This window comes from Actinomadura sp. NPDC023710, from assembly GCF_040639875.1.
Lineage (GTDB): Bacteria > Actinomycetota > Actinomycetes > Streptosporangiales > Streptosporangiaceae > Spirillospora > Spirillospora citrea.
This window is the reverse complement of record NZ_JBFAGB010000074.1, coordinates 1-25,017: the sequence shown is the minus strand read 5'-3', so window position 1 is coordinate 25,017 and position 25,017 is coordinate 1. Positions and strand designations below refer to the sequence as shown.

Here is a 25,017-nt window from a genome sequence, read left to right as displayed (position 1 = left end):
GAGCAGACCGTCACCGACCTTGTCGCTCAAGGGCTGAACAACAAGCAGGTCGCCGCTCGCATGGACATCAGCCCCCACACCGTCGCCCACCATCTCCGCCAAGCGTTCGGCAAGCTCAGCATCGCCTCACGCGTGGAACTCACCCGCATCGCCATCGAACGGACCGCACACCATCCATGACCCTCAAAGCGCCCCGATAGACCACGGTGCCGCTGTAGGGCTGCGGCTCTCCTCACACGCCGTCCCTGGCAGCAGGTGTTGGTCGTGGGAGATCGCAACGGACTCGATCCTCCCCGAGGTGCGCGGTGGTGTCGTGAAGGATGCTGTCTGACCTGCGGCGATGCCGGGACGCGGCTTGTCTTGGCCTTGATCGATCGTGTTCGCACCGAAGAGGCCACTGGTTCGAACCCAGTGTTTCCGCAGGTCAGAGCGTTGTCTATGACGCGTTCTCGCCTGTCCCGATGACCGCTTCGTTGTCTCGGGAGCCAGCGGGGGAGCCAATTCGTTCGCTTCGCAGATTCCCGAAGCGCTCACGCGGGCGGTCGATCATCCTGAGTGCGTCGCCTTGGTCGGCCTGGTCGGACGGCGGAAGCAGCACTGGCCGCCTTGAGACTCCGGGATGCGCCAGCGCTGGTGAGCAGGTCGAAGCCGTATTCGGCCGGGCGTCACAGGCCGCGCCAGCAGCGCGTTGTAGGTGCGGGTGTCGGCATCGACTGCCTGGGCCGCCGGAGGGCGTTTTTGGCCAGAGCGTTCGAGTGCGGGGGCCGGATAGGGCTCACCGATGCCGGCGCGCGCACCATCGGGACCTGTCGGAGGGGCGACGTTCCCGCAGCGTTGGCTTGATCGTGATGCTGCAGGGCCAGGGCGTGCGAGAGACATCCGGAACATGATCGCTGATTTCGCGTGAGAGGCCGGCGTCACCGGGCGGGGTGGTGACAGCGCCGTCAGTGCATGCTGAGCGCGTCGACGCGGTCCATGAGGTCGGAGTACTCGCTGTCGGCGTCGTCGACGATCTCTTGGGGTGTGCGCGGTTGGCGCGGTCCGAAGTGGTCTTCGGCGATGCGGGCGATCTCGGGTTGCGGGTCGGCATCCCAGTAGGACGCCCCGAAGGTGACGGCCTCGTAGGGGCCGATGCCGCCCGCGAGCAGGTAGAGCAGGTCGCACAGGTTCGGTGCGACCGGTCCCATGGCGCCCTCGCTCTCGAGGAAGACGACGGGCTGCTCCTCGAGAGGACGTCCCTGGTGGACCAGCCAGAAGGCCGCCAGGCCGCCGCTGCCGTCGTGGCCGAACACCCGGAACTCTCGTTCGGCGGCAGGGTTGCCGGTCCACGCGTGCGGGCCACCGAAGGTGAAATGGTCGCACATCTCGAAGTCGATCTCACCGAATCCATGCGCGGCCTGGTGGTCGTGCAGTGCGCGCAGGACAGCGGGGAAGGGTTCGTCGGCACCGGGTTCCGGCCAGGACGGGTACTCCCGCGCCGGCGCGGCGGCCAGGACCGCATCCACCGACTTCAGGAGTTCAGGATCGTCCTCGTCCCGCTCGTTGAGCGTCAGGAGAAACCAGATGAAGCGACCGTCGTCGTGATAGCGCGCCTCGAGGGTGCTTCGCTCGTCGCGGCGCAGGATGTGAACGATGTTTCCGTACTCCTGGACGCTGCTGTGCAGTGCTCGTGTGCGCGCCTCGGGCTCGGGCAGCGCCGTGCTGAGGCCGTCCCCCATCGGCAAGGGATAGTCCTCCCTGATCCACACCTTGGTGAGGTAGCCGAGCAGCGGGCCGCGTCCCCGCACCCGGATCGAGGGATAGCAACCGGGCACTCGCGCAGTCGCCTGGTAGGTGAGCTCGAACCCGTGCGCGTCCGAGCCGGTCGGGGAGATGTCTTCCCGGTCGGTGAACGCGGGAAGGGGCTTCAGCGGGTAGTTCCGGTGCAGCTCGATCAGGCCCGGGTCGTCGGTGCGGCGGCCGAGCAGACCGTCGAGCAGTTCGAACGGGGGGAATTCGATCATGCCGGAAAGCTATCGCCCTATCCGGACATCTTGCGGTCCGAGCGCGGGTGGCTGCGGAGCGCGGTTCGGCGGCGGCCGCGGCGCCGAGGGTCTGTTCAACCTCGGCGCTGGTAGGGCGGCGGTCCGGAGCGTGGTCGCGTGACCGTGGGGCCCCGCTCGCCGGCCAGCGGGCCGCGGTCGCGGCTGCGGCGATCCTGATCTTGGTCGCCGTTGGCGCGCACCGGGCCAGATGGTGGTCCGCGAGGCAGTGCAGCGGGGTGCCGGCCATCAACCGCAGCCGATCATGCCAGGACGGGACCTGCCGGGGGCAGCCCGCAGCGCACCGTCACTCTCTCCGCCGAGCGGCGGGAGTGCGATCCGGACGGCACGCTGGCCCTGCGCTTCGACTGGGACGAACCGCCCCCGGGAAGCCCGAAGGCCACGCTGACGCTCCAGAAGATCGACCTGGACCAGACCCCACGCGACCTGGTGAACCCGAACACCCCAGGCGGGCCACAAAGGCTCGACCCTGGAAAGCTGTACGAGCTCTCGCTGGCGGCGATCCAGAAGCTGAACGGCCCGCTCAACCCGGGCGAGCGGCTGCGGCTCGTCCTGCACGTCGACTCGAGCCCGGTGAAGCCGGTTGTGGCGCAGCTCGACATCACCATCGTCGAGGCTCCGGTGATCCCCACGACCGAGGCGGCGTACGCGCTCCTGCGCAGGCAAATGGCCGGCGACCACACGTACGTCGAATGTGTGCGCTTCGCCTGGGGCCCGGAGGCGAAGCGCGTTGGGCTCGTGAACCCAGCCGACCTGCGCACCGAGGTGGTGCGCCGGCGCGCGGTCTTCCAGTTCACCGACGCGGCCCGCCCCGACCGGCAGGAGGCCGACACCATCCAGAAACTGAGCCAGACCGGTTCGACGCATATTCCGGTGGACGATTTCGACCGCGCCGGCGGCCTCTGATCACCGCTTCCGAAGCAGAAGGGCGCGGAACGCGCGCGCGGCCGCCTCGATGTTGGCCACGGAGCAGGTCTCGTCGGTGACGTGGGCCTGTTCCGGATCGCCCGGCCCGAAGACCACCACGTCGGGTCCGCCGAGCCTGGCCGCCAGCACCGAGGCGTCGGTGAAGTAGGTGGCGTACTGGGGACTCCGCGCGGACGAGCCCGGCTCCAATGTCTCCAGGACGTCCGTCATGCCCGGCTCGGACGGGTCGGTCGCGACGCCGGGCAGGTCCACGAGCCGCTCGATCTCGATCTCCGCGCCGCAGAGTCCGGCGATCCTGGCGGCGGCCTCGGCGGAGCCGAACCCCGGGACCGTGCGGACGTCGATGCGCATCTCGGCCGAGTCCGGGACCAGGTTCGGCTGGACTCCGGCGTGGAACGTGCCGATGTTCACCGTCACCGGTCCGTGCGTCGGGCTGACGGGCCAGTCGCGGTGGGCGGCCACCCGCGTCGCCGCGGCGGCGAGCGCCACCAGGGCGTTGCGGCCCAGTTCGGGGCGGGAGCCGTGCGCGGAGACGCCGCGGGCGGTCGCCCGCAGCCAGAGCGTGCCCTTGTGCCCGAGCACCGTCCGGTTGCCGGTCGGTTCGGCCACGACCAGCAGCCCGGTCGGGGCCAGCGCGTCCGCGTCGAGCCGGGCGGCGCCGTCGCAGCCGGTCTCCTCGCCGAAGGTGAACACGAGCTGGACGGGGTCCGTGCCCTCCCGCGCGGCCCGCACCGCCGCCTCGACCTGGCAGGCGACCCCGGCCTTCATGTCGCTGCCGCCGCGCCCCAGCAACCGTCCGCCGCGCACGTCGCCGCTCAGCGGGTCGAACGACCAGCCGGACGGATCGGCGGGCACGGTGTCCAGGTGCCCGGTGAACGTCACGGGCACCCAGGACCCGGGCGGTCCCGTCCGGGCGACCACATTGGCCCGGCCGGGCTCCGGTTCCTGCTGCACGACGTCGAACCCCGCGTCGTGCAGCACCCCGGCGACGAGGTCGGCCGCCGGGCGTTCGCCGCCGCCCCGGGTGTCCAGACGCACCAGCCGCCGCGCCAGCTCCAGCGCTTCCACCACCGTGCCCATCTCCGTCCTTTCGCTCGAACCGCTTCCCGTTCCGCCCCCGATCAGGGCGCGGGGGCGCCGGCCCGGGTGCTCCCGCGAACGACCAGGGACGGCACGAACGCGATGTGCGCGGACGGTGGGCGTTCGCCCCGCCCGCCCGGCTCGGCCGCGGCGGCGGCCAGCAGCCGCACCGCCTCCGCCGCGATCCGCTCGCGCGGCTGGTCCACGGTCGTCAGCGGGGGCTCGGCGAGCCGCGCGAACTCGATGTTGTCGTAGCCGGTGACCTGGACCGTCCCGGGCACGTCGACGCCGTGCGCCCGGCAGGCGCGGGTGACGCCAAGCGCGATCAGGTCGTCGGCGCAGACGATCGCGTCGGGCGGATCGCCCCCGTCGAGCAGGCGCGCGGCGGCGGTCTCGCCCCAGGCCACGCTGTAGTCGCCGAGGAGCACATGGTCGGCGTCCACGGTGATCTGCAGTTCCCGCGAGCGGTGCTGGAACCCGGCGAAGCGCTGCTCGGTCGAGGAGTTGGTGAGCAGCGAGCCGACGAAGGCCGCCGAGCGCGCTCCGCCCTCCCGCAGGTGGTCCATGACCTGGCGCATCGCGGCGACGTCGTCCACCCCGACCCAGTCGGTGCTCGTGCCGCCGACGAACCGGTCGAGCTGGACGAGGGGCAGCCGGTTCGCCGTGGCCTGCACGGCCGCGCCGCTCTCGGTCCCGTGGCAGGGGCTGACGATGATGCCGTCGACGTTGCGCGCCACGAGCGTGGCCAGCCGCCGCGCCTCGATCTCCGGGTCGGAGCGGGCGTCGCACAGGAACAGCTCTTTGCCCTCGCGTCCGAGGGCGTGCTCGACGTTCTCCACCAGCGAGGTGAAGAACGGGTTGGAGATGCTCGGCACCACCATGCCGACGGTGTCGGTGCGGCTGTTGCGCAGCGCGCGGGCGATGGGGTTGACCTGGTAGCCGAGCTCCTCGGCGGCGCGGCGCACCCTGCGCTGGACCGCGGCCGACACCGGCCCGCGGCCCGACAGCACGCGCGAGACGGTCGCGGTGGAGACCCCAGCGCGCTCGGCGACCTGAGCGATCGTAACCCGCTGCAATCGTTTACCTCTCTGAGAAGCGCCGACAACAGAACTTCATTGGTAAAAAGTCCTGCTAGCAGTGTAGATGCTTGACGTCGACCAGACTTCGTACTTACGGTTCATCGCAAGTTCACTGTAATCGATTACATGGAGGCGACATGGTGGAACCGGCCGGGACAAAACAAGGCACGGGGGTGTACCCGCCCCGGCCGAACGCCCTGGCGGAGCTGTTCGGGACCCCGAAGGTCGTTATCGGCGTCGTGCACCTTCCGCCGCTGCCCGGCAGCCCGCACTACGAGGGCGTCCCGCTGGATGAGATCTGCGAGTTCGCCGTGCAGGAGGCGCGGGCCTACCTGGACGGCGGCTGCCACGGCCTCATCGTGGAGAACCACTGGGACATCCCGTTCCTCAAGCCGGGCGAGCACGGATACGAGACCGCGGCGGCCATGGCCGTCGTGACCGACCGGGTCCGGCACGCCACCGGCGGACGGCTGGGCGTCAGCGTGCTGTCGAACGCGGCCGAGTGCTCCATCGCCTCGGCGTGGTCGGGCGGCGGGGGGTTCGTGAGGGTCAACCAGTGGGCCAACGCCTACGTCGCCAACGAGGGCATCATCGAGGGCCAGGCGGCCCACGCGGTCCGCTACCGCAGCCGGATCGGCGCCGGCCCGGTGAAGGTCTTCGCCGACGTCCACGTCAAGCACGGCGCGCACGCCATCGTCGCCGACCGCACCCTGGCCGAGCAGACCGAGGACGCCGAGTTCTTCGGCGCCGACGTGCTGATCGCCACCGGCTCGCGGACCGGCGACGCCGCCGCCCTGGACGAGGTCGAGGGCATCGCCGCGCACACCACCCTGCCGGTGGTGATCGGGTCCGGGATCACCGCGGGCAACGTCGGGGAGCTGATCTCCGCCTGCGACGGAGTGATCGTCGCGTCCTCGGTCAAGGACAACGGCCGGTGGTGGGGCCGCGTCGACGCCGCGAAGGTACGCGAACTGACGGCCGCCGCGGCCAGGGTCGGCGTGGTCCTGCCGTGATCGTCTTCTGCGGCTACGCCAACGCCGACCTCACGGTCGCCGTCCCGGAACTGCCGGGGCCGGGGGCCCGCGTCCAAGCGACCGGCGTGCGGCGCGGCGACGGCGGGATGGCGGCCAACGCGGCGGCGGCCGCGGCCCGGATGGGCGCCGACGCCCGGTTCGCCGGCGTGCTCGGGCCCGACCCCCGGAGCGCGGAGTTCCTGGACGCGCTCGCCGCCGACGGCGTCCGGACGGACTGGACGTCCCGAGCGGGCGTCCTCACCACCGCCGTCGTCCTGCTGACTCCGGACGGCGAGCGCTCGGTGATCAGCCAGGACGACCGGGTCACCACCGACCACGTCGAGGAGGTGGCCCGCCGGGCCCATGCCGCGGGCGCGGACTGGCTCTACCTCGACGGCTACCGGTTCCCCGAGGCGGAGGCCGTGCTGGGCGGCCCGGGAGGTCCCGCGCTCGTGGTCGACCTGGACGGCTGCGACGGCCCGCGGGCCGCGCGCGCCGCCCTCGGTGCCGCCGGCCACGCGATCGTCGGCCGGGCCCAGGCCGCGGCCTTCCTGGGCGGGGACGACGGCGCGTTCGCCGCGGCGGCGGCGGAGCATCGGGTAAACCTGGTGGTCACGGACGGTGCGCGCGGCTGGACGCTGTTCACCCCGGACGGCGGCCGGCACGGCGGCCCGGCGATCGAGGTGACCGCCGTGGACGCCACCGGCGCGGGCGACTGCTTCGCCGGCGCCTACTGCGCGGAGCTGGACCGGGGGACGGACCCGCCGGCGGCGGCCCGGATCGCCGCCGTCGCGGCGGGCCTGTCGTGTACGCGACCCGGCGCCCGCGACGGCCAGCCCCGCCGCGAGGCCGTCCTCGCCCACATCGCGGCGACCCGCACAGATCCCGGCACCGATGGCGGAACGTCCGATTTCACGCTGGCCCGCTCCCGGGGGGAGGAGACATGATGCGACGTAAGGTGACGGCCGCGGCCGCGGCCGTCCTGCTTCTCACGGCGGTCGGCTGCGACGCGCAGGCCCGGCGCGAGATCGCGGCCGAGAAGAAGGCGACCGAGCAGGGCCCGCCGCCGCCCTCGCGGATCGCGCAGACCTGCAAGGTGCAGGGCCGCACGCCCAAGATCGGGATCGTGCCGATCAACCTGCAGGCGCTGTTCTTCAACCAGATCAACACCGGCGCGCAGGCGGTCGCCCGCAAGGCCGGCGCGCAGGTGCAGGTCGTCAACGGCAACGACGACTCCACCACCCAGGCCAACGCGATCGACGACATGGTGGCGGGCCACTACGACGCGATCATCGTGGACGCGGTGGACACCGAGGGCGTCCGGCCCGCGATCCGGCGCGCGAAGGCGGCCGGGATCCCGGTCGTCGCGGTGGACGCCACCGTCGACGACCCCGCGGTCGCCACCCAGGTCGGCACGGCCAACGCCGAGGGCGGCAAGCAGCTCGGGGAGGCGCTGCTCCGGTCGTCCGGCGGCAAGGGCGAGGTCGGCGTGGTCGGCGCGCTCAACAGCACGGTCCAGAACGAGCGGCAGAAGGGCTTCACCGACGCGGTCACCGCCGGCGGCATGAAGATCAAGAGCGTGGTGGACGGCCGCAACATCCAGGAGAACGCCCAGACCTCCGCCGAGAACCTGCTCACCGGCAACCCCGACCTGCCCTACGCCTACGCCACCGGCGAGCCCGCCCTGATCGGGCTGACCGCGGCCGTGGTCGGGCAGCAGCGCACCGAGGACCTGAAGGTCGTCGGCTGGGACCTGTCCCGGCAGGCGGTGGACGGGCTGGAGGCCGGCTGGATCACCGGCGTCGTCCAGCAGAACACCTTCCAGTTCGGCTACGAGGCGATGAACGCCGCGATCGACCTGGCCTGCAAGCGGACCGCGCCCAAGGACGTGCCCGTCCCGACGCAGATCGTCACGCCGGCCAATGTCAAGGACTACCTGTACTACCTGGAGAAGTGATGAGCGATCGACCACTGGTCGCGCTGCGCGGCATCACCAAGTCGTTCGGCGCGGTGCAGTCGCTGCGCGGAGTCGACCTGACGCTGGCGCGCGGCGAGGTCCTCGGCCTCGTCGGCGACAACGGCGCCGGGAAGTCGACCCTGATGAAGGTTCTGGCGGGGGCGTTGCAGCACGACTCCGGCCAGATCACCATCGAGGGCCGCGACGTCCGGTTCGCGAGCCCCGCCGAAGCCCGGCGAGAGCGGATCGGCATCGTCTACCAGGACCTGGCGCTGTGCGACACCCTCGACGTCGCGAGCAACCTGTTCCTCGGCCGCGAGCCGCACAGGGGCCCTTTCGTGGATCGCCGGACCATGCACCGCAGGGCCGCCGAGACGCTGTCGGAACTGCACGTCCGCGTCAAGTCGACCTACCAGGAGATCGGGCACCTGTCCGGCGGGCAGCGGCAGGCGGTCGCGATCGCGCGCGCCGTGTCTTTCGAACCGCAGGTCCTGATCCTGGACGAGCCGACCGCGGCGCTCGCGGTCGCCGAGGTCCGCCAGGTGCTGTCCATGATCCGCGATGTGGCCGCGCGCGGCGTCGGAGTCATCCTCATCACCCACCGGCTGCAGGACCTGTTCGAGGTCTGCGACCGCATCACCGTCATGTACGAGGGCCGCAGCGTCGAGGACGAGTCGGTGTCCGCCCTGGACATCGAGCGGCTCGTTGCGATGATCACCCGTTCCGGAACCGCAGAGGAGGTGGCCTGAGCATGAGTGCACCGACCGCGCCGGCGCCCACCGTGCTGGCCGAGGCGCCCGGCTGGTGGGAACGCGCCAACAAGGCGACGGTGGCCATGGCCGCCGTCACCGTCCTGCTCTTCGCCGGATTCGGGATCGGCGCGGACAACTTCCTGAGCTTCGACAACATCTCCAACCTCGCCACCCAGGTCGCGATCACCCTGATCGTCGCGGTGGCCATGACCTTCGTGATCACCACCGGGCAGATCGACCTGTCGGTCGGCTCGACGGTCGCCTTCGTCGCCGTCCTCACCGCCGAGATGCTCAAGGCGGGGTGGGACTCCTCCCTGGTGATCGGCGCCGCGCTGCTCGCCGGGCTGTTCTGGGGTGCGGTGAACGGCTGGCTGGCGGCCTACCAGAAGATCCCGCCGTTCATCGTCACGCTGGCGACGATGTCGGTGATCCGGGGCCTCGCGCAGCTGTGGACCCAGGGCTTCTCCGTCCCGATCGACCGGCGGCTGTACATCGCGAAGATCGGCGAGGCGAAGTTCCTCGGCTTCTCGGCGCTGGCCTGGATCGCGCTGGGCGCCGTCGTGATCGGCGCGGTGCTGCTGTCCAGGACCCGGTTCGGCGGCTACGTCAACGGCATCGGCTCGCAGGAGGAATCGGTCCGCCGGGCCGGGGTGAACACCGACCGGATCAAGATGGTCACGCTGATGCTGGCCGGGCTGGCGGCCGGCGTGGCGGGCCTGCTCACCGCCGCGCGGCTCGGCTCGGGCTCGGCCAACTCCGGGCAGGGCTTCGAGCTCACCGTGATCGCGGCGGTGGTGCTCGGCGGCACCGACCTGTTCGGCGGCCGGGGCACGATGACCGGCACCATCATCGGCGCGGTGATCACCGGCATGATCGCCAACGGGCTGACCCTGCTCGACGTGAGCCCGTTCCTCACCCCCATCGTCACGGGCATGGTCCTGCTGGCGGCGATCTGGGTCAACCTGCGCGGCCGAACCCTGGCCGACCTCGCGACCCACATGGTGCGCAGGCCATGACGGCGGGACCGGCCACGGGAACGCCCACGGGAACGGCCACGGTGATGACCGTGACCGGCCCGGTCTCCAGCGCCGGCCTCGGGCTCACGCTCACCCACGAGCACCTGCGCAACGACCTGAGCGCGGCGGTGACGGCCCCGGCCGACCCGGCGCTGGCCTTCCTGCGCGACGCCCGCACCGCCCCCGGCCTGGCCTGGCTGCTGCGCGAGGAGCCGTACGCCTGCCTGGACCACTGCCGGCTGGACGAGGACCCGGCGATGCTCGCCGACCTGCGCGCGTTCGCCGAGGCCGGCGGGGGCACCGTCGTCGACGTCACCCCCGGAGGCATCGGCCGCGACCCGCTCGCCCTGCGCTCGCTCGCCGAGCGGAGCGGCCTGCGGATCGTGATGGGCTCCGGCTGGTACCTGGAGCGCCACCACCCGCCGCACCTGTCGCGGACGGACGAGCGCGCTCTGGCGGCGGAACTCGTCTCCGAGTTCACCGGCGGCGCCGACGGCACCGGCGTGCGGCCCGGCGTGATCGGGGAGATCGGGGTCTCATCCGATTTCACCCCGGACGAGCACACCGCGCTGCGCGCCGCGGCCAGGGCGCAGCGCGAGACCGGCGCCCCGTTGTACGTGCACCTGCCGGGCTGGCAGCGCCGCGCACACGAGGTGCTCGGCATCGTCCTGGACGAGTACGGCGTGCCGCCGGGCGCCGTCGTGCTCTGCCACATGGACCCGTCCCACAACGACCCGGACTACCAGAACGCCGTCGCCGAACGCGGCGTCTGGCTGGAGTTCGACATGATCGGGATGCCGTTCCGCTACCCGGGCGAGGGCCAGTCGCCCGCCCCGCACGAGGCGGCGCGCGCGATCGCCGGGCTCGTCGCGCGCGGGCATGCCGGGCGGCTCCTGCTCAGCCACGACGTCTTTCTCAAGAGCATGCTCACCGCGTACGGAGGCAACGGCTTCCGGTACGTCCCCGAGTTGTTCGTCCGGCGGCTGGCCGGGCTCGGCGTCCCCGCGGACGTGGCGCAGGGTCTCCTGCGGGCCAATCCCGCCCGGCTGTTCGAGGCCGCCGCGGCCTGAGGCCGCCGCTCCACGCGACATCCCACCCCGCACGACAGAGAGGATTCACCAGTGAGCCGTGTCCTGATCGCAGGCGAGAGCTGGGTCACCCAGTCCACCCATATCAAGGGGGCGGACTCGTTCACCACCAGCTCCTACGTCGTCGGCGTCGAGCCGCTGCGGCGTGCCCTGGAAAGCCGGGGCCACCAGGTCACGCACCTGCCCGCCCACCTCGTCCCGGCGGACTTCCCCGGGGACGCGGACGCCCTCGCCGCCTATGACGTGGTCGTGCTCTCCGACATCGGCGCGAACTCCCTCCAACTGGCGCCCGAGGTCTTCGAGCAGGCGGTGCCCGGCGCGGACCGGCTCGGCGCGCTGCGCGACTGGGTCGGGAACGGCGGCGGCCTGCTGATGGTGGGCGGCTACCTGTCGTTCACCGGCTTCGAGGCCAAGGCGGCATTCCGCAACACCGTCCTGCACGAGGTGCTGCCCGTCGAGCTGCTTCCCGAGGACGACCGCGTCGAGCTTCCCGCGGGCGCGCGCGCGGCGGTGACCGCCGCGGACCACCCCGCCCTCGGCGGCGCGACCGGCGAATGGCCGCTCCTGCTCGGCTACAACCGTGTCCTGCCGCGGTCCGGCGCCGAGGTCCTGGCCACTCTCGGCTCCGACCCGCTGGTCGCCGTCGCCCCGTACGGGTCGGGCCGTTCGGCCGTCTTCACCTCCGACTGCTCGCCGCACTGGGCGCCCAAGCCGTTCTGCGAGGAATGGGACGGCTACGCCCGGGTGTTCGGCGGGCTCGTCGAATGGCTGGCGGGATGAGCCGTTCCCGCCGCCTGCTGGAGGCCTGCGCGGAGCCCATGGAGCGCGCGGTGTCCATGCGGTTCGCCGAGGAGGTCCGCACGGGCGTGATCGGCGACCAGGCGTACGCCGACTACCTGGAGATCGAGGCGTCCTTCGTCGCGACCGCGGCGCGGCTGCACGGCCTCGCGGTCTGGGACGCGCCCGGCTGGACGGCGATGGAGCGCAACGCCCGCGCCGTCCATGCCCTGACGACCGAGCAGGCCGCCTACTTCGACACCGCCCGGGCCGCGTGGCCCGTCCCGGCCCGTCCGGACGCCGCGCGGCGGGCGGCGATCCTGTCGGAGTTCGCCCTCGCCGGCGCCCGCGAGGGCGGATATCCGGCGGTGATGACCCTCCTGTTCGCCGCCGAGAGCCTCTACCTCACCTGGTGCAGCCGCGCGCACCGGGAGGGACGCGTCCCAGCGGGCCCGATCGCGGACTGGGTGGCCCTGCACGCGGGCGAGGACTTCCGCGCGGGCGTGGACGCGCTCGCGCGGGATTTGGACGCGCTGCCGGCCGCCGTCCCGAACGGCCCGCTCGTTCGCCTGTTCGCGGGGATGCTGGAAGCCGAGATCGCCTTCCACGACGCCGTCTACGCCTGAACCCCGGTGCGGGCCCGTGTCAGGAGTTGCTCGGGCCGGCCAGCGCGAGGTCGAGTACGTCGATGCCGACCGGTGTGCGGGCGGTGTCGATCCGGCTCACCGACCACGGACCGGGCAGCCGGTGCAGCAGCCCGTCTATCGCGATCGCGACCTGATGCCGGGCCAGGTGCGCGCCGAGGCAGAAGTGCACGCCGTGGCCGAAGGACAGGTGTCGGCCTGGAGCGCGGTCCGGCCGGAACCGGTTCGGCTCGGAGAACACTCTGGGGTCTCGGTTGGCGGAGAGGATCATGCTGATCACCCGCTGGCCGGCCTCGACCGCGTGTCCGGCGATGCTCGTTGGGCCGGTGGTGAACCGGCGCCTGGGGCGTCTATGGGCCGGGGGACTCTCCGCTCGGGCAACGGCGCTCTTGAACCCGAGCGGAGTCAGCCGGCCCGGGCTCACATGGTGGGCGCGAACTCGGGCAGCGTGAGGGCCGTATGGGCCGGTCGGCCCTCCGGCGGAGGCATGGCGCTGAGGCTGCGCAGCCTGCTGTTCCGCTGCTCCAGGGCCTGCTCGGTGGTCGGGAAGAGGGCGGCGCCGCCCTCGCCGACCAGCCCCTGGTTGGCGGTGACGAACTTCCGGGTGTCGCGTTCGTAGGTGGCGAAGCCCGCGGCGTGGTCCCGGTCGGCCAGGGAGCCGGCGAGCATGTACGCGCCGACCAGTGCGAGGCTCGTGCCCTGTCCAGTCAGGAACGAGGGTGCGTACGCCGCGTCGCCCACCAGCGCGACCCTCCCGCTGGACCAGCTGGGCATGCGGATCTGGCCGACCGCGTCGAAGAACACGTCATCCGCATCGCGCATCGCGGCCAGCATGCCGGGGACCTCCCAGCCGGCGTCGGCGAAGACCTTGGCTACGAGATCCTGCTGGGCTTCCGGGTCCGCGAACGCGTCGAACGGCGGCTCCGGCTGTGCAAAGTTCAGAAAGGCGTGAACGTCGTCGCCGTCCCCTGTGGCGTAGAGCGCCGCGGCCCGGCCTGGGGTGTTCCACATGACGGTCTCGTGGGAGAGGGCGAGAATATTGGGCATCGTGAATACGGCGAAGCAGTAGCCGAGGTAACGCTGGAACTGCGCAATGGGGCCGAACACCAGCCCCCGAGTGTGGGAGCGCATCCCGTCCGCACCCACCACCACGTCGAACGTGCGCCTGCCGCCCCCGCGGAAGGTGACGTCGACGCCGTGGCCAGACTGGTCGAAAGTGTCGATCGAGTCGTTGAACAGGAACTCCACGTCGTCGCGCACCGCCGTATGAAGAGCGTCCGTCAGATCCCCGCGCCGCACCTCCAGGTCATGTCCTGCGACACCGCCCGTGACGTTGTGCGGATGCAGCGAGGTCACTTCGTTGCCGTCCTCGTCGAGGAAGGTCAGCCGGCGCAGGTCGATGTGCGCATCCCGCAGCTGGGGCAGAATCCCCATCTTCCGTACGACCTCGAGTGCGGTGCCGCGTATGTCGATGGGGTAGCCACCGGACCGCGGTGCCCCCGCCTTCTCCACCACCGTGACCGCGTATCCGTAGCGGTTGAGCCAGTACGCGAGGGCGGGTCCGCCGATGCTGGCGCCCGAGATCAGGGCCGTGGGCCTTGGAGCGGTTGGGGCATCTGTCAGTTCGGTGCGGAGCATTGCTTGGTTCCTTTGTTCATGGTGCGGGTGACGAACAGCGACAGCGCAGTGACGGCGCCGGCGATGACGAAGCCGGTGACGAAGGCCGATTCGGCCGGGAAATCTGACCCGGAAGGGGTCCGGGCGGTGAGGAGCGCGCCGCCGAACTGCGCGCCGACCGCGGAGCCGACCACGCGGGTCACCAGGACGAGGCTGGTGGCGATGCCGGTGTCGCTCTGCTCCACGGAAGTGGCGGTGCTGGTCACCATTGCCGTGACGCAGAGGCCGGTGGCGAGCGCGATCAGCACCTTGCCGACGACGATGTGCCATACCTCGGTGTGCACGGCCGCCAGACCGATCAGCGAGACGGCCATCATCACGACCCCGGACGTGACCACGGCACGCGAGCCGAAGTACCGCGCCCCGAGCCCGCCCAGTGGACCGGCCAGCGACGCCATCACGGCGCCGGGCAGCAGGAAGAAGCCGATCTGGGTGGCGCTGGCCCCGAATCCGTACGCGTCGGTGGGCACCGCCAGCAGTTGCGGGACGAGATAGCCCGCCAGCGCCATGCCGATGCAGATCACGAACGTCAGCACGCACGACTTCCACACCGTGGGGCGTGCCAGCATGCGCAGATCGATCATCGGCGCGGATACGCGGCGCTCGACGGCTGCCCATCCCGTCACGAAGGCGGTCAGCAGAAGGACCAAGGTGCCGAGCACGAGTGGCTGCGCGGCGATGTCGGGCGCCACCGCGAGCGTGAGCATGAGCGTGATCAACACCCCGCTCAGCAGGAGCAGGCCGGGCCAGTCGATCGCCGCGTGGTCGGACCGGCCCGGCGGATCATCCGGCATCAGTCTGTTCACCAGCAGGATGGAGCCGATGACCGCGATGGTCGGCAGCGCGAACATCCAGTGCCGCGACAGCCCGTCCGCTACGGGCCCGGCCACCAGCGTTCCCGCCATCGTGCCCCCGACGAACAACCCGCTGACCACCCCGATGGCCACTTTTGCCTGTTCTTCGGGGAGGTGTTTGCGCACCACGATGAACGACAGGGGCAGCGCGCCCACCATCGCTCCCTGCAGTACCTGGCCGAGCAGCAGCACCGGCAGGTTAGGAGCGAGGGCGGACACCAGGCCGCCGACCGAGACCACCGACATCAGCCGGACCAGGACCCGTTTGCCGCCGTAGCGGTCGCCGAACTTGCCGGCCACCGGGGTGATGAGCGCGCCGGTGAGGAGGAGCACGATGCCGAGCAGCGCCCCTTCGGCCGGAGTCATGTCTAGCTCGCGTTGCAGGAGCGGGAGCGTGGGTGTCACCACCGACTCCAGGGCACCGCTGGCGATCGCCAGCGTGCCGAGCGCCCCGACAGCGGCCTTCCTGAGGCGGGCCGGAGGTGCCAGGGATGTGGTCATGAGCGTCCTTTCCGTCGGTGCCGGGGGAGGGAGGGGGCCGGCCGTACGCGTAGCGCCGCCTTACGCGGGAGTGCGCGCGCTGCGGCCCAGGGGGCGGTCGATGGCGCGGGCGCGGAATTGCTGGTTGGAGGCGTGGTCAAGCCGGCCGCGATCGGCGCCGCATACGCGGCGGAACGGGCGGATACGTGGCCGAGGCCGCTCACGACCAGCACGAGGAGCGCTGCCGCCACCGCGAGGCCCTCGTGCAGCCGGCACAGCGCCGCGCCGGTGCCGGCCCCGACGATGAGGAGCGTGACGGCCGCGCCCCGTCGCAGCGCCCCTTGACCACGGGCCGCTCCGAACTGGGAGTCCGCCGCGAGGGCGGTCAGTGTGGAGGGCGACGACCACGGTGGTGACGTCCTTCACCGCCAGGTGGCGGGCCGTGGCCGCCTGCACGCCCATCGCCAGGGCGAGCGACGACGCCACATGCGCTACGACCGGCGGCGTAGCACCCCCCGCGCGGGGAGTGTGACCGCGAGGAACGTCAGTCCGCCTGCGGCGGCTGCGAAGGATCCGTACACCAGCGGGGGCACGTACGGTGCCTCGCCGGTCATGCCGCTCATCATCGGGATCAGCGTGGCCGCGGCGATCGCGGAGCCGAGGAGCACGCCTGCGCCCGACACCAGCAGGCTCTCCCAGCCGAGCATCTGCATGACCTGCCGCCGGGTGGAGCCGACGAGGCGCAGCGTGCCCAGTTCGCGGCGGCGGTCGAGGACCGTCATCACCAGGGTGTTGACGGCGGCGATGGCGGCGAAGCCACCGAGCAGCGCGGCCATGGTGTTGTTCATCCAGGCGCCGGTCCTGGCGTCCAGACTCTGCTCGGTGGCGAACCCGGAGGCGTCGGTGACCTCACCCAGGGCGGCGAGCGGCTGCCGCGAGCCGCCGCGGACGAGCAGCGTGCTGTCGAAGCCGGAGGTGGTGTGCCCGGCCAGCGAAGCCCGGTCCATCGTCACCGTGCCCAGGCCGAGGCCGCGGCCGTAGATCGCGACGACCTCGGGCCGGGCCTCGGTGCCGTCCGGGAGGTAGAGCGGCATCCGGTCGCCGACGCCGACGTTCGCCGTGCCCGCCAGCGTCTTGTCGATGGCGATACGGCCGGCGCCTATCCGGTCGAGGTCGCCTTCCGTCACGTCCAGGTCCTGCACCTTCGCCAGCTGAGCACCGGAACCGGCCACGCCCTGCGTCGCCGCCCCCTGCAGTGCCTTGAACTCGCCGGAACCGGTCGGCACCAGCACCTGCGTGTTCAGCACGCCGACGGCCGCCTCCACGCCGGGCATCCGGGCGGCCTGCTCCGCCGCGTCCACCGGGAGCCCGGCAGGATCGGTGACCACATGATCCGCGGTGATGCCCCCACGCAGCTGGTCATCGGCGACGTGGCGTTCGCTCGTATTCATGAAGACGAGCGTCGAGGCGAAGGCCACGGCGAGCACGATCGGGGTGATCGCGGACGCCAGGCGGCGGGCGTTGGCGCGGGAGTTGGCGGCCGCGAGCGAAGCGGCGGGGCCCGCACCGCGCAGCGGCAGGCCGAACAGGCCCGCGCACAGCCGCGCCACCAGCGGTCCGAGCAGCCCGACGGCGAGCATGAAGCACATGACGACCCCGAGGGCGGCACCGGCGGCGTTGTCACCGGTCGAGCCGGCGGCGACACCGGTGAGCGTCGCGCCGCCGACCAGAGCTGCCAGGCCCAGGACGGTACAGACGACGCCGGGTCGCAGCCGCTCGACCGACGCCTCGGTCAGCGCCTGTTCCGGCTTGATCTTCGCTGGCCTGCGCCCGGCGATCCAGCCGGCGCCGAGCGCGGTCAGCAGCCCCGCGCCGACGGCGATGAGCAGGGGGATGCCGGAGACGTGCACCTGTACGGCCTCGGGGATCGCGCCGCGGTCCTGCAACTGCCCGAACCACCAGTGGGCGAGCCCGATCCCGGGCAGGGTGCCGAGGATCCCGGCGAGCGGCGCGACGAGCAGCGCTTCGGAGGCGACCGCTCGGCGGATCTGCCGCGGGGTGGCGCCGATGGCGCGCAGCAGCGCGAACTCGCGGGCCCGCTGCCCGACCGACAGCGCCACGGTGCCGGCCGCGGTGAAGACGGCGACGATGGCGGCGATGCCGCCGAACGGGCCGCCGATGCCGAAAAGGGTGTCCTTGGCGTAGGCGAGGCCCGGGTCCTCGATGGCGCCGCGGTCGTCGCCGGTGTGCACCTGGGCGCCGGAGCCTGCCAGGGCTTTCTTGACGGAACCGGCGAGGGCGCCCGGGTCCGTGCCGTCCTTGGCCAGCACGGCGATGGCGTCCGCCCTGCCGGGGTGGCCCGCGAGCGTGGGCGCCTGGGAGTCGGCGAACCAGGCGGTGGCGCCTGCGGCGCCGGTGCCGCGGGCGGTGTCGGCTGCCGCGGCCTCGGCGATGCCGGCGACGCGGAAGTCCTGCCGTCCGGCGGCGGTTTCGAGCGCGATGGTGTCGCCGACGGACATCGTAGCGGCGCGGGTCGCGCCGGCGTCGAGCACGACCGCGCCGACGGTCGGCGCGGTGCCCTGGATCAGCGCGGAGCCGGTGAAGGCGTGCGATCCCCATCCGTGCGCGGTGAGCGGACCGTCCACGGCCCGTACCGGGAACGTGAAGTCCGGCACCGCCGCCTGCGCACCCGGCACCTGCGCGGCCTTCGCCGCGAGCGCGGCGTCCACGCGTGCCGTGTCCGGCAGCGGCACCGCCTCCTTCTCACGGTCCTCGCCGCTGCCCGTCACGACGTACCTGTACTGGTCGGCCGCGGCGACGACCGGCACCTTCGCGTACCGCTCCGCCGGCACCGACGCGCGCATACCGGTCTCGAGCAGGATGCCACAGGCCGAGACGATCAGCGCGGACATCACCAGCGCGACGAACGTCCCCGCGAACGACGCGGGCTTGAATCGGACCGCGGCGCGGGCAAGTCCATTGGGCTTCAGCATCATGCCGCCGCCCCCGCCATCGCGCCCGCGAAGGCGGTACGGGCCGTGAGCGCCGTCATCCGCGCCGCGATCTGCTGCGCCGAGCCGCGCTCCAGCTGATCGGCGAACGCGCCGTCGGCGAGGAAGAGCACGCGGTCCGCCCAGGCGGCTGCCGCCGGGTCGTGGGTGACCATGACGACGGTGGCGCCCAACCGGTCGACGGCGTGCCGGAGCAGACCGAGGACCTCGGCCGCCGTACCGGTGTCGAGGGCGCCCGTAGGCTCGTCGGCGAAGATCACGTCCGGCGACGTGACCAGGGCACGGGCGACTGCGACGCGCTGCTGCTGGCCGCCGGACAGCTCGGCGGGCCGGCGCCGAGCCTTGTCGGCGAGGCCGACCCGGGCGAGCACCTCGGCGGCGCGGTGGTGGTCCTGGCGGCGGCCGGAGAGCCGCATCGGCAGCAGCACATTCTGCTCCACGGTCAGCGACGGCAGCAGATTGAAGGCCTGGAAGACGAAGCCGAGGCGGCCGCGGCGCAGCTCGGTGAGCTCGTTCTCGCTCATACCGGTGATCTCGGTGCCGCCGAGGCGTACGGATCCGGTGGTGGGCCGGTCGAGCCCGGCGGCGCACTGCAGGAAGGTGGACTTGCCAGACCCCGACGGGCCCATCACCGCGGTGAACGTGCTGCGGGGAAGGGCAAGGTCGATGCCCGCGAGGGCATGCACGGCGCCGCTGCCGCGGCCGTACCGCCGCCGGACGTCGCGCAGTTCGACGGCGAGCCCGGGATCGGTGGCCGGGGCCTCCGGTCGCGCGTCCGCCGCGTGCCGCTTGCGACTGCGTAGCCTCATGTTCCTGCCTTTCGTGATCTTCATGTGGCGATGCAGTGGAGTGTGCGGCAGCGGCTGCGCGCCGCGCGTCATACCCGGGAGCCGATGTCCGCTCCCTACGGCTGTAGGGGTGTGGAGCGGGGATCCCTACGGCGGTAGGGGATGGAGCCAGGGAAGGCCCTGCCCCGCCTACTTGCCCGGCGCCACCAGGCCCGATTCGTACGCGAAGACCACCGCCTGGGCACGGTCGCGCAGGTCGAGCTTGGTGAAGATGCGGCTGACGTGCGTCTTCACCGTCTGCTCGGCCAGCACCAGCGTCGCCGCGATCTCCGTGTTGGACCGGCCGCGGGCCACCAGGGTGAGGACCTCGGTCTCCCGTTGGGTCAGGGCCTTCAGCCGCAGCGCCGGCTTGCCCCCGGCGGCGGGAACCTGCTTGGCGAAGTCCGCGATGAGGCGGCGCGTCACGGAGGGTGCGAGCAGCGCGTCGCCCGCGGCCACGGTCCGTACCGCCGCGACGAGGTCGTCCGGCGGCGCGTCCTTGAGCAGGAAGCCGCTCGCGCCCGCCCGCAGCGCCTCGTAGACGTAGTCGTCGACGTCGAAGGTGGTGAGCATCAGCACGCGCGGACGATGCGTCACCCCCGGCGGGGGCGAGAGAATCCGGCGCGCGGCCTCCAGGCCGTCCATCTCGGGCATGCGGACGTCCATCAGCACGACGTCGGGGTGGGTGCGCCGGCTCAGCTCCACGCCCTGCGTACCGTCGGGGGCCTGGCCGACCACGTCGATGTCGCTCTGGGCGGCGAGCAGCGCGGCGAAGCCGGCCCGCACCATGGCCTGGTCGTCGACGATGACGACGCGCGTCGTCACGTGAAATTCCTTTCGGCCAGCGGGAGATGGGCGGCGACCCGGAAGCCGCCGTCCGGCAGCGGCCCCGCGTCGAGGGCACCGCCGGCGAGCCGCACCCGCTCGCGCATGCCGACGAGGCCATGCCCGGTATCCCCCTTCTCCAGCGGCGCTGCGGGCGGCTCGGGCGGTGGGCCGTTGACGACGAGGACGGTGAGCTGCTCCCCGTCCTCCGACAGCACGACCCGTGTCAGGGCACCCGGCGCATGCCGCACGACATTCGCGAGGGCCTCCTGGACGATGCGATACGCGGACAGGCCCACCGCCTCGGGCACGTCGGCGTCGCAGGGGGTGAACTCCACCGGTCCGCTGACCCTCGCCGTCGCGTTCACCAGCTGTCCGATCCGGGTCAGGCCCGGCTGGGGTGCGAGCTCGCCATGTGTCTCCTCGTTGCGCAGTACGCCCAGGAGCCGTCGCATCTCGCCGAGCGACTCGCGCGCGGTCGCCGCGATGGACGTGAATTCCTCCCGCTCCGCCGGCGGCAGTCCGTTGAGGCGGTACGCCGCGGTGTCGGCCTGGACCGTGATGACGGACATGTGGTGCGCCACCACGTCGTGCAGCTCGCGCGCGATGCGGGCGCGTTCCTCCAGCAGCGTCCGCCGGCCGCGCTCGGCCTCGCTGATCGTCTCCTGCTCGGCCAGCCTGCGCTGTGCCACGTACCGCTCGCGGAGCGCGCCGCCGAGCACGAGCGCGACGCCGCTGAGGATGGTGAGCAGTGTGCCGTTGCCGCTCCTGCCGTCGGGCGCGGCGAACTCCAGGCCGACGCCCGCGCCCGCCGTCGCCAGCCACACCAGCAGCAGCGTCCGGCGCGACTCGCGCAGGCCGAGGGCGAGGCAGAGACCGACGTACCCGACGATCGTCATGGGCGGGAACGGCCACAACAGCCGCTCTTCGAAGTCGACGGAGAGCAGGGCGAGCGCCCCGGCCACGTTCGCGGCGAAGACCACGTACCAGGCCCGCAGCGGTCGCACGACGGCGAGCAGTAGCGGTGCCGTTTGTGCGACGGCCAGCCCGCTCGCGATGCCGCCGTTCAGCCCGTAGTCGACGCTGAGCACCTGGATGGTGGTGGGCAGCAGGGCGAAGAACAGTACGCATGCCACGGCCCACGGCAACAGCCGTACCCACCGACGTGAAGCCTTCGCGAGCAGTGCGCCCGGCGGCCTCTCCTCCTCTGGCCTCATAAGCAGCAATTTTACACTACACCGTACAGTGTAGTGAGGCTACGATGTTCCCATGCCGACCACGAAGACCCTGCGTACGGGGTCCATGCGGAAGCGGGCCGCCATCCTTGCGGCGGCCCGTGAGCTGTTCCTCGGCGACGGCTTCGACCGCTCCAGCGTCGACGCGGTCGCCGCCCGGGCCAAGGTGTCCAAGCGGACGGTCTACGACTACTTCGGCGACAAGCAGACGCTGCTCAAGGCGGTCGTCGACGACATCGGCCAGTCGCTGATCAACGCCATCCAGCGCACCCTGGACGACACCCTCACCGACCGCACCGAGGCGGCCGACCTCGAGGACGCCCTGGTGACGTTCTCGATGCGCATCGCCACCGACATGCTCGGCTCGGCCGAGTACGCGACGCTGCAACGACTGGTCCGGGCGGAGTCCGGCCACCTGCCGCGCAGGGGATACAGCTCCATGGCCAACAGCCCCGACGAGGCGCTCGCCGAGCGGTTCGCCGCCTTCGCCGAGTCCGGACTGCTCAACGTCCCCGACCCTCGGCTTGCGGCCGACCAGTTCATCGCGCTGACCTTCGGCGTCGCGCTGGACCGGCTCGGTTCCGCGAATGCCGCAGAGGACACCCGCGTCCAGCCGCTACTCGTCGAGGGTGTGCGCACCTTTCTCCGGGCCTACCGAACCCCGTAGGCAGGCGCGTGTAAGCGGTCGAGGATGTGGTCGCGCTTCTACTCCTACCCGAAGTCCGCGGCCGTGTAGGGGAGCGCCCTCCCCACGCCGTAGCGGGTCCACCGGTGGGAGCCGGTCACCTCCCGCCAGCGGGACGCGCCCATCGCGAGGCTGACGAGCCAGCCACCAGCGTCGCCTCCACCCGCTACGGGCAGGCCATGACCCGCATTCTCCAGCGGGCCCCGGCCACCCGCACCAGCTCGGGCAACCCGACCGGGCGGGGCGCCCAGCAGCGGTAACAGGCCACCTCGGACGGGGCGGAGATCGAGCGGCGGGCCAGCAGCCACTCACCGTCCAGGCCGATCCATGCCCAGCCGTGGTACCGCTCGCACCTGGCGCCGGGCCCGGCCGAGTACCGCTGCCACGCCCCGGCGTCCCGGGCGGCGAACGCATGATCGACGCGGGTCTTGGTCCCGCTCAGCACTACCGGATGGTCGGCCTGGGGAGCGCGGTCGGTCTTCCTGACCGACGCCTCGCCCGAAGGCCTCTCGTACTGCTGGCGGACGTCTGCGTCGCAATCATGTGGAGCGTCCCGGCGGTTGTCCAGACCCTGATGCAGAGCCCGGCGATGGCGACCGCCGACCTGAGCAGCCCGGGAGACCCTGATCTGCGGTGGGTCGCGATGCCGCCCGCGTTGATCGAGGACGCGTGGACGGCGCCTGCGGTCTCGTGTAGAGCGATCTCAGCGGGAAGGGGGCTTCTGCTGCGCTAGGGAGGCGTGGGAGCCAGTTTGGGGAGCCACCGCAATCAGGCTCCCATCGACTCGCCACTTAGTCATGCAGTGGGGGCGGGACGATGCCTAATCCCACCCCCACCGACATGACGGGTCGCTAGTCGCCCGGTGGTCTTCCCGCCCTGGGGTTCGTTGGCGCACAGGAAGGGATGCCCTTGGATTCGAGGTAGTGCTCAACGGTGAGACTGGCCGGCATTTCCCAGTGCGACGCGCGAGATCCGCTCGCATCCCACGCGCTCGCCCGGCCTCTCGCCGCGCTCGACCGCCTCCAGCAGGTCGTTCAGGCCGCCGTCGCGCGGCACCGGTACCCCGAGCCGCTGGTAGACGTCGAGCCCGATCTGGCTGCGCTCGTCCAGGCCGAGCATCCCCGACTCCACATCCCAGTAGTAGCCGGTGAACTCCTCGCCGGGCTCCAGCAGCACCGAAGCCTCAGCCACTTGGCCGGCGATCGAAGACCGGGGATCTTGGAGATCCTTGGTGGATACGCGGCCCACGAAGACCGTCTGGATGGCCGCAGGTCCACCGCACCTGGTAGCCGGGCAGATCACTCAAGTCGATGGGTGCCTCGAACACAGGAAGGGGGGCCTTTCACGCGAAACGGGGGCATCACCGATCAACCCGGGCACACCGGGCCTCCCACGATGTGGGACCACCCCCACATGCGTGGGGAGCAATGACCGTCGACGCGCAGCGCCCCAAACCGGCCACGAACCACTCCCGCGTGCGCGGGGAACACCCCCCCGCGAACGATCCGGCGATCCGCAGCCTGTCCGGGGGCTGGACTTTCAGCTCGAGCCGCAGGTGTGGTGTCTCCATGAATGGGGGCCCACCCCCGCCAGGGGGTGGACTCGTACCCGTGGCCGGGCCAAGTCCCGCAGATCGGCGTGGGTAGGGCGTCTCGGGGGAGCGGCGCGCCCGGCCCGGTTCGGATGATCGACGACAAGCCGTGCCCAGGCGCACGCGTCCCGCACTGTCGAGATCCTCGCCGGACTTCAGGGCATGGGCGGCCAGCCGCAGCAGGCATGTCGGCGTGGCGTCGGAGCTGTTGCTTCTGCGTCGTCCAGGGGCGGCGCCGACTGGACATGGATCGAGTGGGCCAGCGCCGACGCCGAGCTGAACGAGCTCCGCAGTTCACTCAGATAGCCCGGCGACCGCCTGTCCTTGGCCAAGGTCAACCGCGATACGGTTCGAACGTGATCAGCGAAGGAGGGGCTCAGCTCGGAAGTCAGGCCGCGCAGCGCCTGGTCCAACTGGCCTGCTGCGTGATCGAGGCAGGCTTGACCGAAGCAGAGTTCACTCGCATCGAGCACGAGTACGGATTTGAATTCGCCAACGACCACCGCGCCTTCCTCGCCGCCGGACTGCCCGTCCACCGACCCCGGGAAGAGAAGCCGGGCACCAGCTACGCGTGGGAAAGACCATGGCCGGACTGGCGCAACAGCGACCCCGACGAACTCCGCCGACACCTCAACTGGCCGATCGACTTCCTGCTCGAGGACCTCCAGCACGGGCACTGGCAACCCGCCTGGGGCGAACGGCCGGATTCCAACGAAGCGGCCGTCGACCTGGCACGATCGCAACTGGCCGAGGCGCCGAAGATGATCCCCGTCTATGGGCACAGATTCTTGCCCGCAGGCCACGGCACCTTCGGCCACCCGGTCTTGTCGATCTGGGGCAGCGACATCATCTACTACGGCGCCGACTTGCTCGACTACATCAGCCAGGAATTCGAAGAACCTCGGCCCGAGCTCCCCGAAGACTGGGCGCCTCAAGCCACCGTGCCGTTCTGGCGCGACTACGTCTGAGGCCACGCCGCCCCCGCGGACGTACAAGGGCTTGTTCCTGGAGGATCCACTGGCGGTGCCGTGGCCGGTCGTCGACTATCTGGCGGGGCAGCTGGAGATCGGCGATCCCTCCCAGGTGAAGCGGTACGTCGTGCGCCCGCAGACGGCCTACGACCACGCGTGGATGATCCGCGATGCCTACGGCTACCGGGTGTTCGAGGATCGTGAGTCGTGGCAGGAGCGCGTTCTGGCGAAGCGGTTCCTGACGTTCCTGCATGGGCGGGCGTGGACGCACTCGGAGGGGCCGACGGCGCTGTTCGAGCAGTCGGCGGGGTGGTTGCGGCGGAATCGGGTGCTGCTCCCGGGGGGTGTCGGTGCTGGAGCGGCTGGTCGGCAGTGTCCCGGGCGTCAGGCGGCGACGCGGTTGCCTCGGCGCCAGATCGCGCGGGTGCTGAGGGTGTCGGCGATGGTCGTGGTGGGGTCGCCGTCGACCAGGAGCAGGTCGGCGCG

25 protein-coding genes are annotated in these 25,017 nt (G+C 71.7%); 13 read left to right on the top strand and 12 right to left on the bottom strand.

Annotation, left to right across the window (positions count from 1 at the left end; all coding sequences use genetic code 11):
* Positions 1–180: helix-turn-helix transcriptional regulator (locus AB0H37_RS43360; RefSeq protein ID WP_360618512.1), on the top strand; the 180-nt coding region annotated here is incomplete at its 5' end.
* Between the two features lie 764 nt (positions 181–944).
* Here AB0H37_RS43360 and AB0H37_RS43355 read toward each other — a convergent pair.
* Positions 945–2,003 (bottom strand): hypothetical protein, encoded by a 1,059-nt coding sequence (locus AB0H37_RS43355; RefSeq protein ID WP_360618511.1) that lies wholly within the window; start codon positions 2,001–2,003, stop codon positions 945–947.
* A 210-nt stretch (positions 2,004–2,213) separates the two neighbouring features.
* On the opposite strand from AB0H37_RS43355, the gene AB0H37_RS43350 reads away from it, so the two are divergent.
* A complete protein-coding gene (locus AB0H37_RS43350; RefSeq protein ID WP_360618509.1) occupies positions 2,214–2,948 on the top strand; it encodes a hypothetical protein in 735 nt (244 codons plus the stop codon).
* Here the strand turns inward: AB0H37_RS43350 and AB0H37_RS43345 are convergent, their stop codons facing one another.
* Both AB0H37_RS43345 and AB0H37_RS43340 read right to left on the bottom strand, forming a co-directional pair.
* On the bottom strand, positions 2,949–4,049 hold the full coding sequence (locus AB0H37_RS43345) for a M20/M25/M40 family metallo-hydrolase (protein ID WP_360618508.1): 1,101 nt from the start codon (positions 4,047–4,049) through the stop codon (positions 2,949–2,951). It abuts the gene before it with no gap.
* 41 nt (positions 4,050–4,090) lie between these two features.
* Positions 4,091–5,125: a LacI family DNA-binding transcriptional regulator gene (locus tag AB0H37_RS43340; RefSeq protein ID WP_360618506.1), complete on the bottom strand. Its 1,035-nt coding sequence runs from the start codon at positions 5,123–5,125 to the stop codon at positions 4,091–4,093.
* Positions 5,126–5,265: 140 nt separating this feature from the next.
* On the opposite strand from AB0H37_RS43340, the gene AB0H37_RS43335 reads away from it, so the two are divergent.
* The 8 genes from AB0H37_RS43335 to AB0H37_RS43300 are packed head-to-tail and all read left to right on the top strand — an operon-like array spanning position 5,266 to position 12,357.
* On the top strand, positions 5,266–6,141 hold the full coding sequence (locus tag AB0H37_RS43335; protein ID WP_360618505.1) for a BtpA/SgcQ family protein: 876 nt from the start codon (positions 5,266–5,268) through the stop codon (positions 6,139–6,141).
* Positions 6,138–7,088 carry a carbohydrate kinase family protein gene (locus AB0H37_RS43330; RefSeq protein WP_360618504.1) on the top strand — a complete coding sequence of 317 codons (951 nt, stop codon included), beginning with the start codon at positions 6,138–6,140 and terminating at the stop codon, positions 7,086–7,088. The genes AB0H37_RS43335 and AB0H37_RS43330 overlap by 4 nt, the downstream gene beginning before the upstream one ends.
* Positions 7,085–8,098, top strand: coding sequence for a substrate-binding domain-containing protein (locus AB0H37_RS43325; RefSeq protein WP_360618502.1), 1,014 nt, complete (start codon positions 7,085–7,087; stop codon positions 8,096–8,098). Before AB0H37_RS43330 ends, AB0H37_RS43325 begins: the two co-directional genes overlap by 4 nt.
* Positions 8,098–8,847: an ATP-binding cassette domain-containing protein gene (locus tag AB0H37_RS43320; RefSeq protein ID WP_329089180.1), complete on the top strand. Its 750-nt coding sequence runs from the start codon at positions 8,098–8,100 to the stop codon at positions 8,845–8,847. Before AB0H37_RS43325 ends, AB0H37_RS43320 begins: the two co-directional genes overlap by 1 nt.
* A gap of 2 nt (positions 8,848–8,849) precedes the next feature.
* On the top strand, positions 8,850–9,866 hold the full coding sequence (locus tag AB0H37_RS43315) for an ABC transporter permease (RefSeq protein WP_360618501.1): 1,017 nt from the start codon (positions 8,850–8,852) through the stop codon (positions 9,864–9,866).
* Entirely contained in the window at positions 9,863–10,936 is a 1,074-nt protein-coding gene (locus AB0H37_RS43310) for a phosphotriesterase-related protein (RefSeq protein WP_360618499.1), read from the top strand. The genes AB0H37_RS43315 and AB0H37_RS43310 overlap by 4 nt, the downstream gene beginning before the upstream one ends.
* A 51-nt stretch (positions 10,937–10,987) precedes the next feature.
* Complete coding sequence (locus tag AB0H37_RS43305) at positions 10,988–11,734, top strand: glutamine amidotransferase (protein WP_329089186.1); 747 nt, start codon at positions 10,988–10,990, stop codon at positions 11,732–11,734.
* Positions 11,731–12,357 (top strand): TenA family protein, encoded by a 627-nt coding sequence (locus tag AB0H37_RS43300; protein ID WP_360618497.1) that lies wholly within the window; start codon positions 11,731–11,733, stop codon positions 12,355–12,357. Before AB0H37_RS43305 ends, AB0H37_RS43300 begins: the two co-directional genes overlap by 4 nt.
* A gap of 19 nt (positions 12,358–12,376) precedes the next feature.
* On the opposite strand, the gene AB0H37_RS43295 is transcribed toward AB0H37_RS43300, so the two are convergent.
* The 7 genes from AB0H37_RS43295 to AB0H37_RS43265 all read right to left on the bottom strand — a co-directional run bounded on the left by AB0H37_RS43295 (position 12,377) and on the right by AB0H37_RS43265 (position 21,185).
* The gene (locus AB0H37_RS43295) at positions 12,377–12,799 is read right to left on the bottom strand and encodes a cytochrome P450 (protein WP_360618495.1); all 423 of its coding nucleotides are present in this window, start codon (positions 12,797–12,799) and stop codon (positions 12,377–12,379) included.
* A complete protein-coding gene (locus AB0H37_RS43290) occupies positions 12,796–14,013 on the bottom strand; it encodes an FAD-dependent monooxygenase (protein WP_360618494.1) in 1,218 nt (405 codons plus the stop codon). Before AB0H37_RS43290 ends, AB0H37_RS43295 begins: the two co-directional genes overlap by 4 nt.
* Positions 13,995–15,407 carry an MFS transporter gene (locus AB0H37_RS43285; protein WP_360618492.1) on the bottom strand — a complete coding sequence of 471 codons (1,413 nt, stop codon included), beginning with the start codon at positions 15,405–15,407 and terminating at the stop codon, positions 13,995–13,997. The genes AB0H37_RS43290 and AB0H37_RS43285 overlap by 19 nt, the downstream gene beginning before the upstream one ends.
* Before the next feature lie 470 nt (positions 15,408–15,877).
* Positions 15,878–18,382, bottom strand: coding sequence for an FtsX-like permease family protein (locus tag AB0H37_RS43280; RefSeq protein ID WP_360618491.1), 2,505 nt, complete (start codon positions 18,380–18,382; stop codon positions 15,878–15,880).
* Complete coding sequence (locus AB0H37_RS43275) at positions 18,379–19,206, bottom strand: ABC transporter ATP-binding protein (protein ID WP_360618489.1); 828 nt, start codon at positions 19,204–19,206, stop codon at positions 18,379–18,381. The genes AB0H37_RS43280 and AB0H37_RS43275 overlap by 4 nt, the downstream gene beginning before the upstream one ends.
* A gap of 168 nt (positions 19,207–19,374) precedes the next feature.
* Entirely contained in the window at positions 19,375–20,049 is a 675-nt protein-coding gene (locus tag AB0H37_RS43270) for a response regulator transcription factor (protein ID WP_360618487.1), read from the bottom strand.
* Positions 20,046–21,185, bottom strand: coding sequence for a histidine kinase (locus tag AB0H37_RS43265; RefSeq protein ID WP_329089224.1), 1,140 nt, complete (start codon positions 21,183–21,185; stop codon positions 20,046–20,048). Before AB0H37_RS43265 ends, AB0H37_RS43270 begins: the two co-directional genes overlap by 4 nt.
* Positions 21,186–21,318: 133 nt before the next feature.
* Between AB0H37_RS43265 and AB0H37_RS43260 the strand changes: the two genes are divergently transcribed.
* Positions 21,319–21,951, top strand: coding sequence for a TetR/AcrR family transcriptional regulator (locus AB0H37_RS43260; protein ID WP_360618484.1), 633 nt, complete (start codon positions 21,319–21,321; stop codon positions 21,949–21,951).
* A gap of 184 nt (positions 21,952–22,135) precedes the next feature.
* Here the strand turns inward: AB0H37_RS43260 and AB0H37_RS43255 are convergent, their stop codons facing one another.
* Both AB0H37_RS43255 and AB0H37_RS43250 read right to left on the bottom strand, forming a co-directional pair.
* A complete protein-coding gene (locus AB0H37_RS43255; protein ID WP_360618482.1) occupies positions 22,136–22,414 on the bottom strand; it encodes a hypothetical protein in 279 nt (92 codons plus the stop codon).
* Between the two features lie 482 nt (positions 22,415–22,896).
* Positions 22,897–23,160, bottom strand: coding sequence for a hypothetical protein (locus AB0H37_RS43250; RefSeq protein ID WP_360618480.1), 264 nt, complete (start codon positions 23,158–23,160; stop codon positions 22,897–22,899).
* Positions 23,161–23,916: 756 nt separating this feature from the next.
* On the opposite strand from AB0H37_RS43250, the gene AB0H37_RS43245 reads away from it, so the two are divergent.
* The gene (locus tag AB0H37_RS43245; RefSeq protein WP_360618478.1) at positions 23,917–24,528 is read left to right on the top strand and encodes a hypothetical protein; all 612 of its coding nucleotides are present in this window, start codon (positions 23,917–23,919) and stop codon (positions 24,526–24,528) included.
* Between the two features lie 55 nt (positions 24,529–24,583).
* A partial coding sequence (locus AB0H37_RS43240) for a DUF4158 domain-containing protein (RefSeq protein WP_360618476.1) occupies positions 24,584–25,017 on the top strand: 434 nt, incomplete at its 3' end.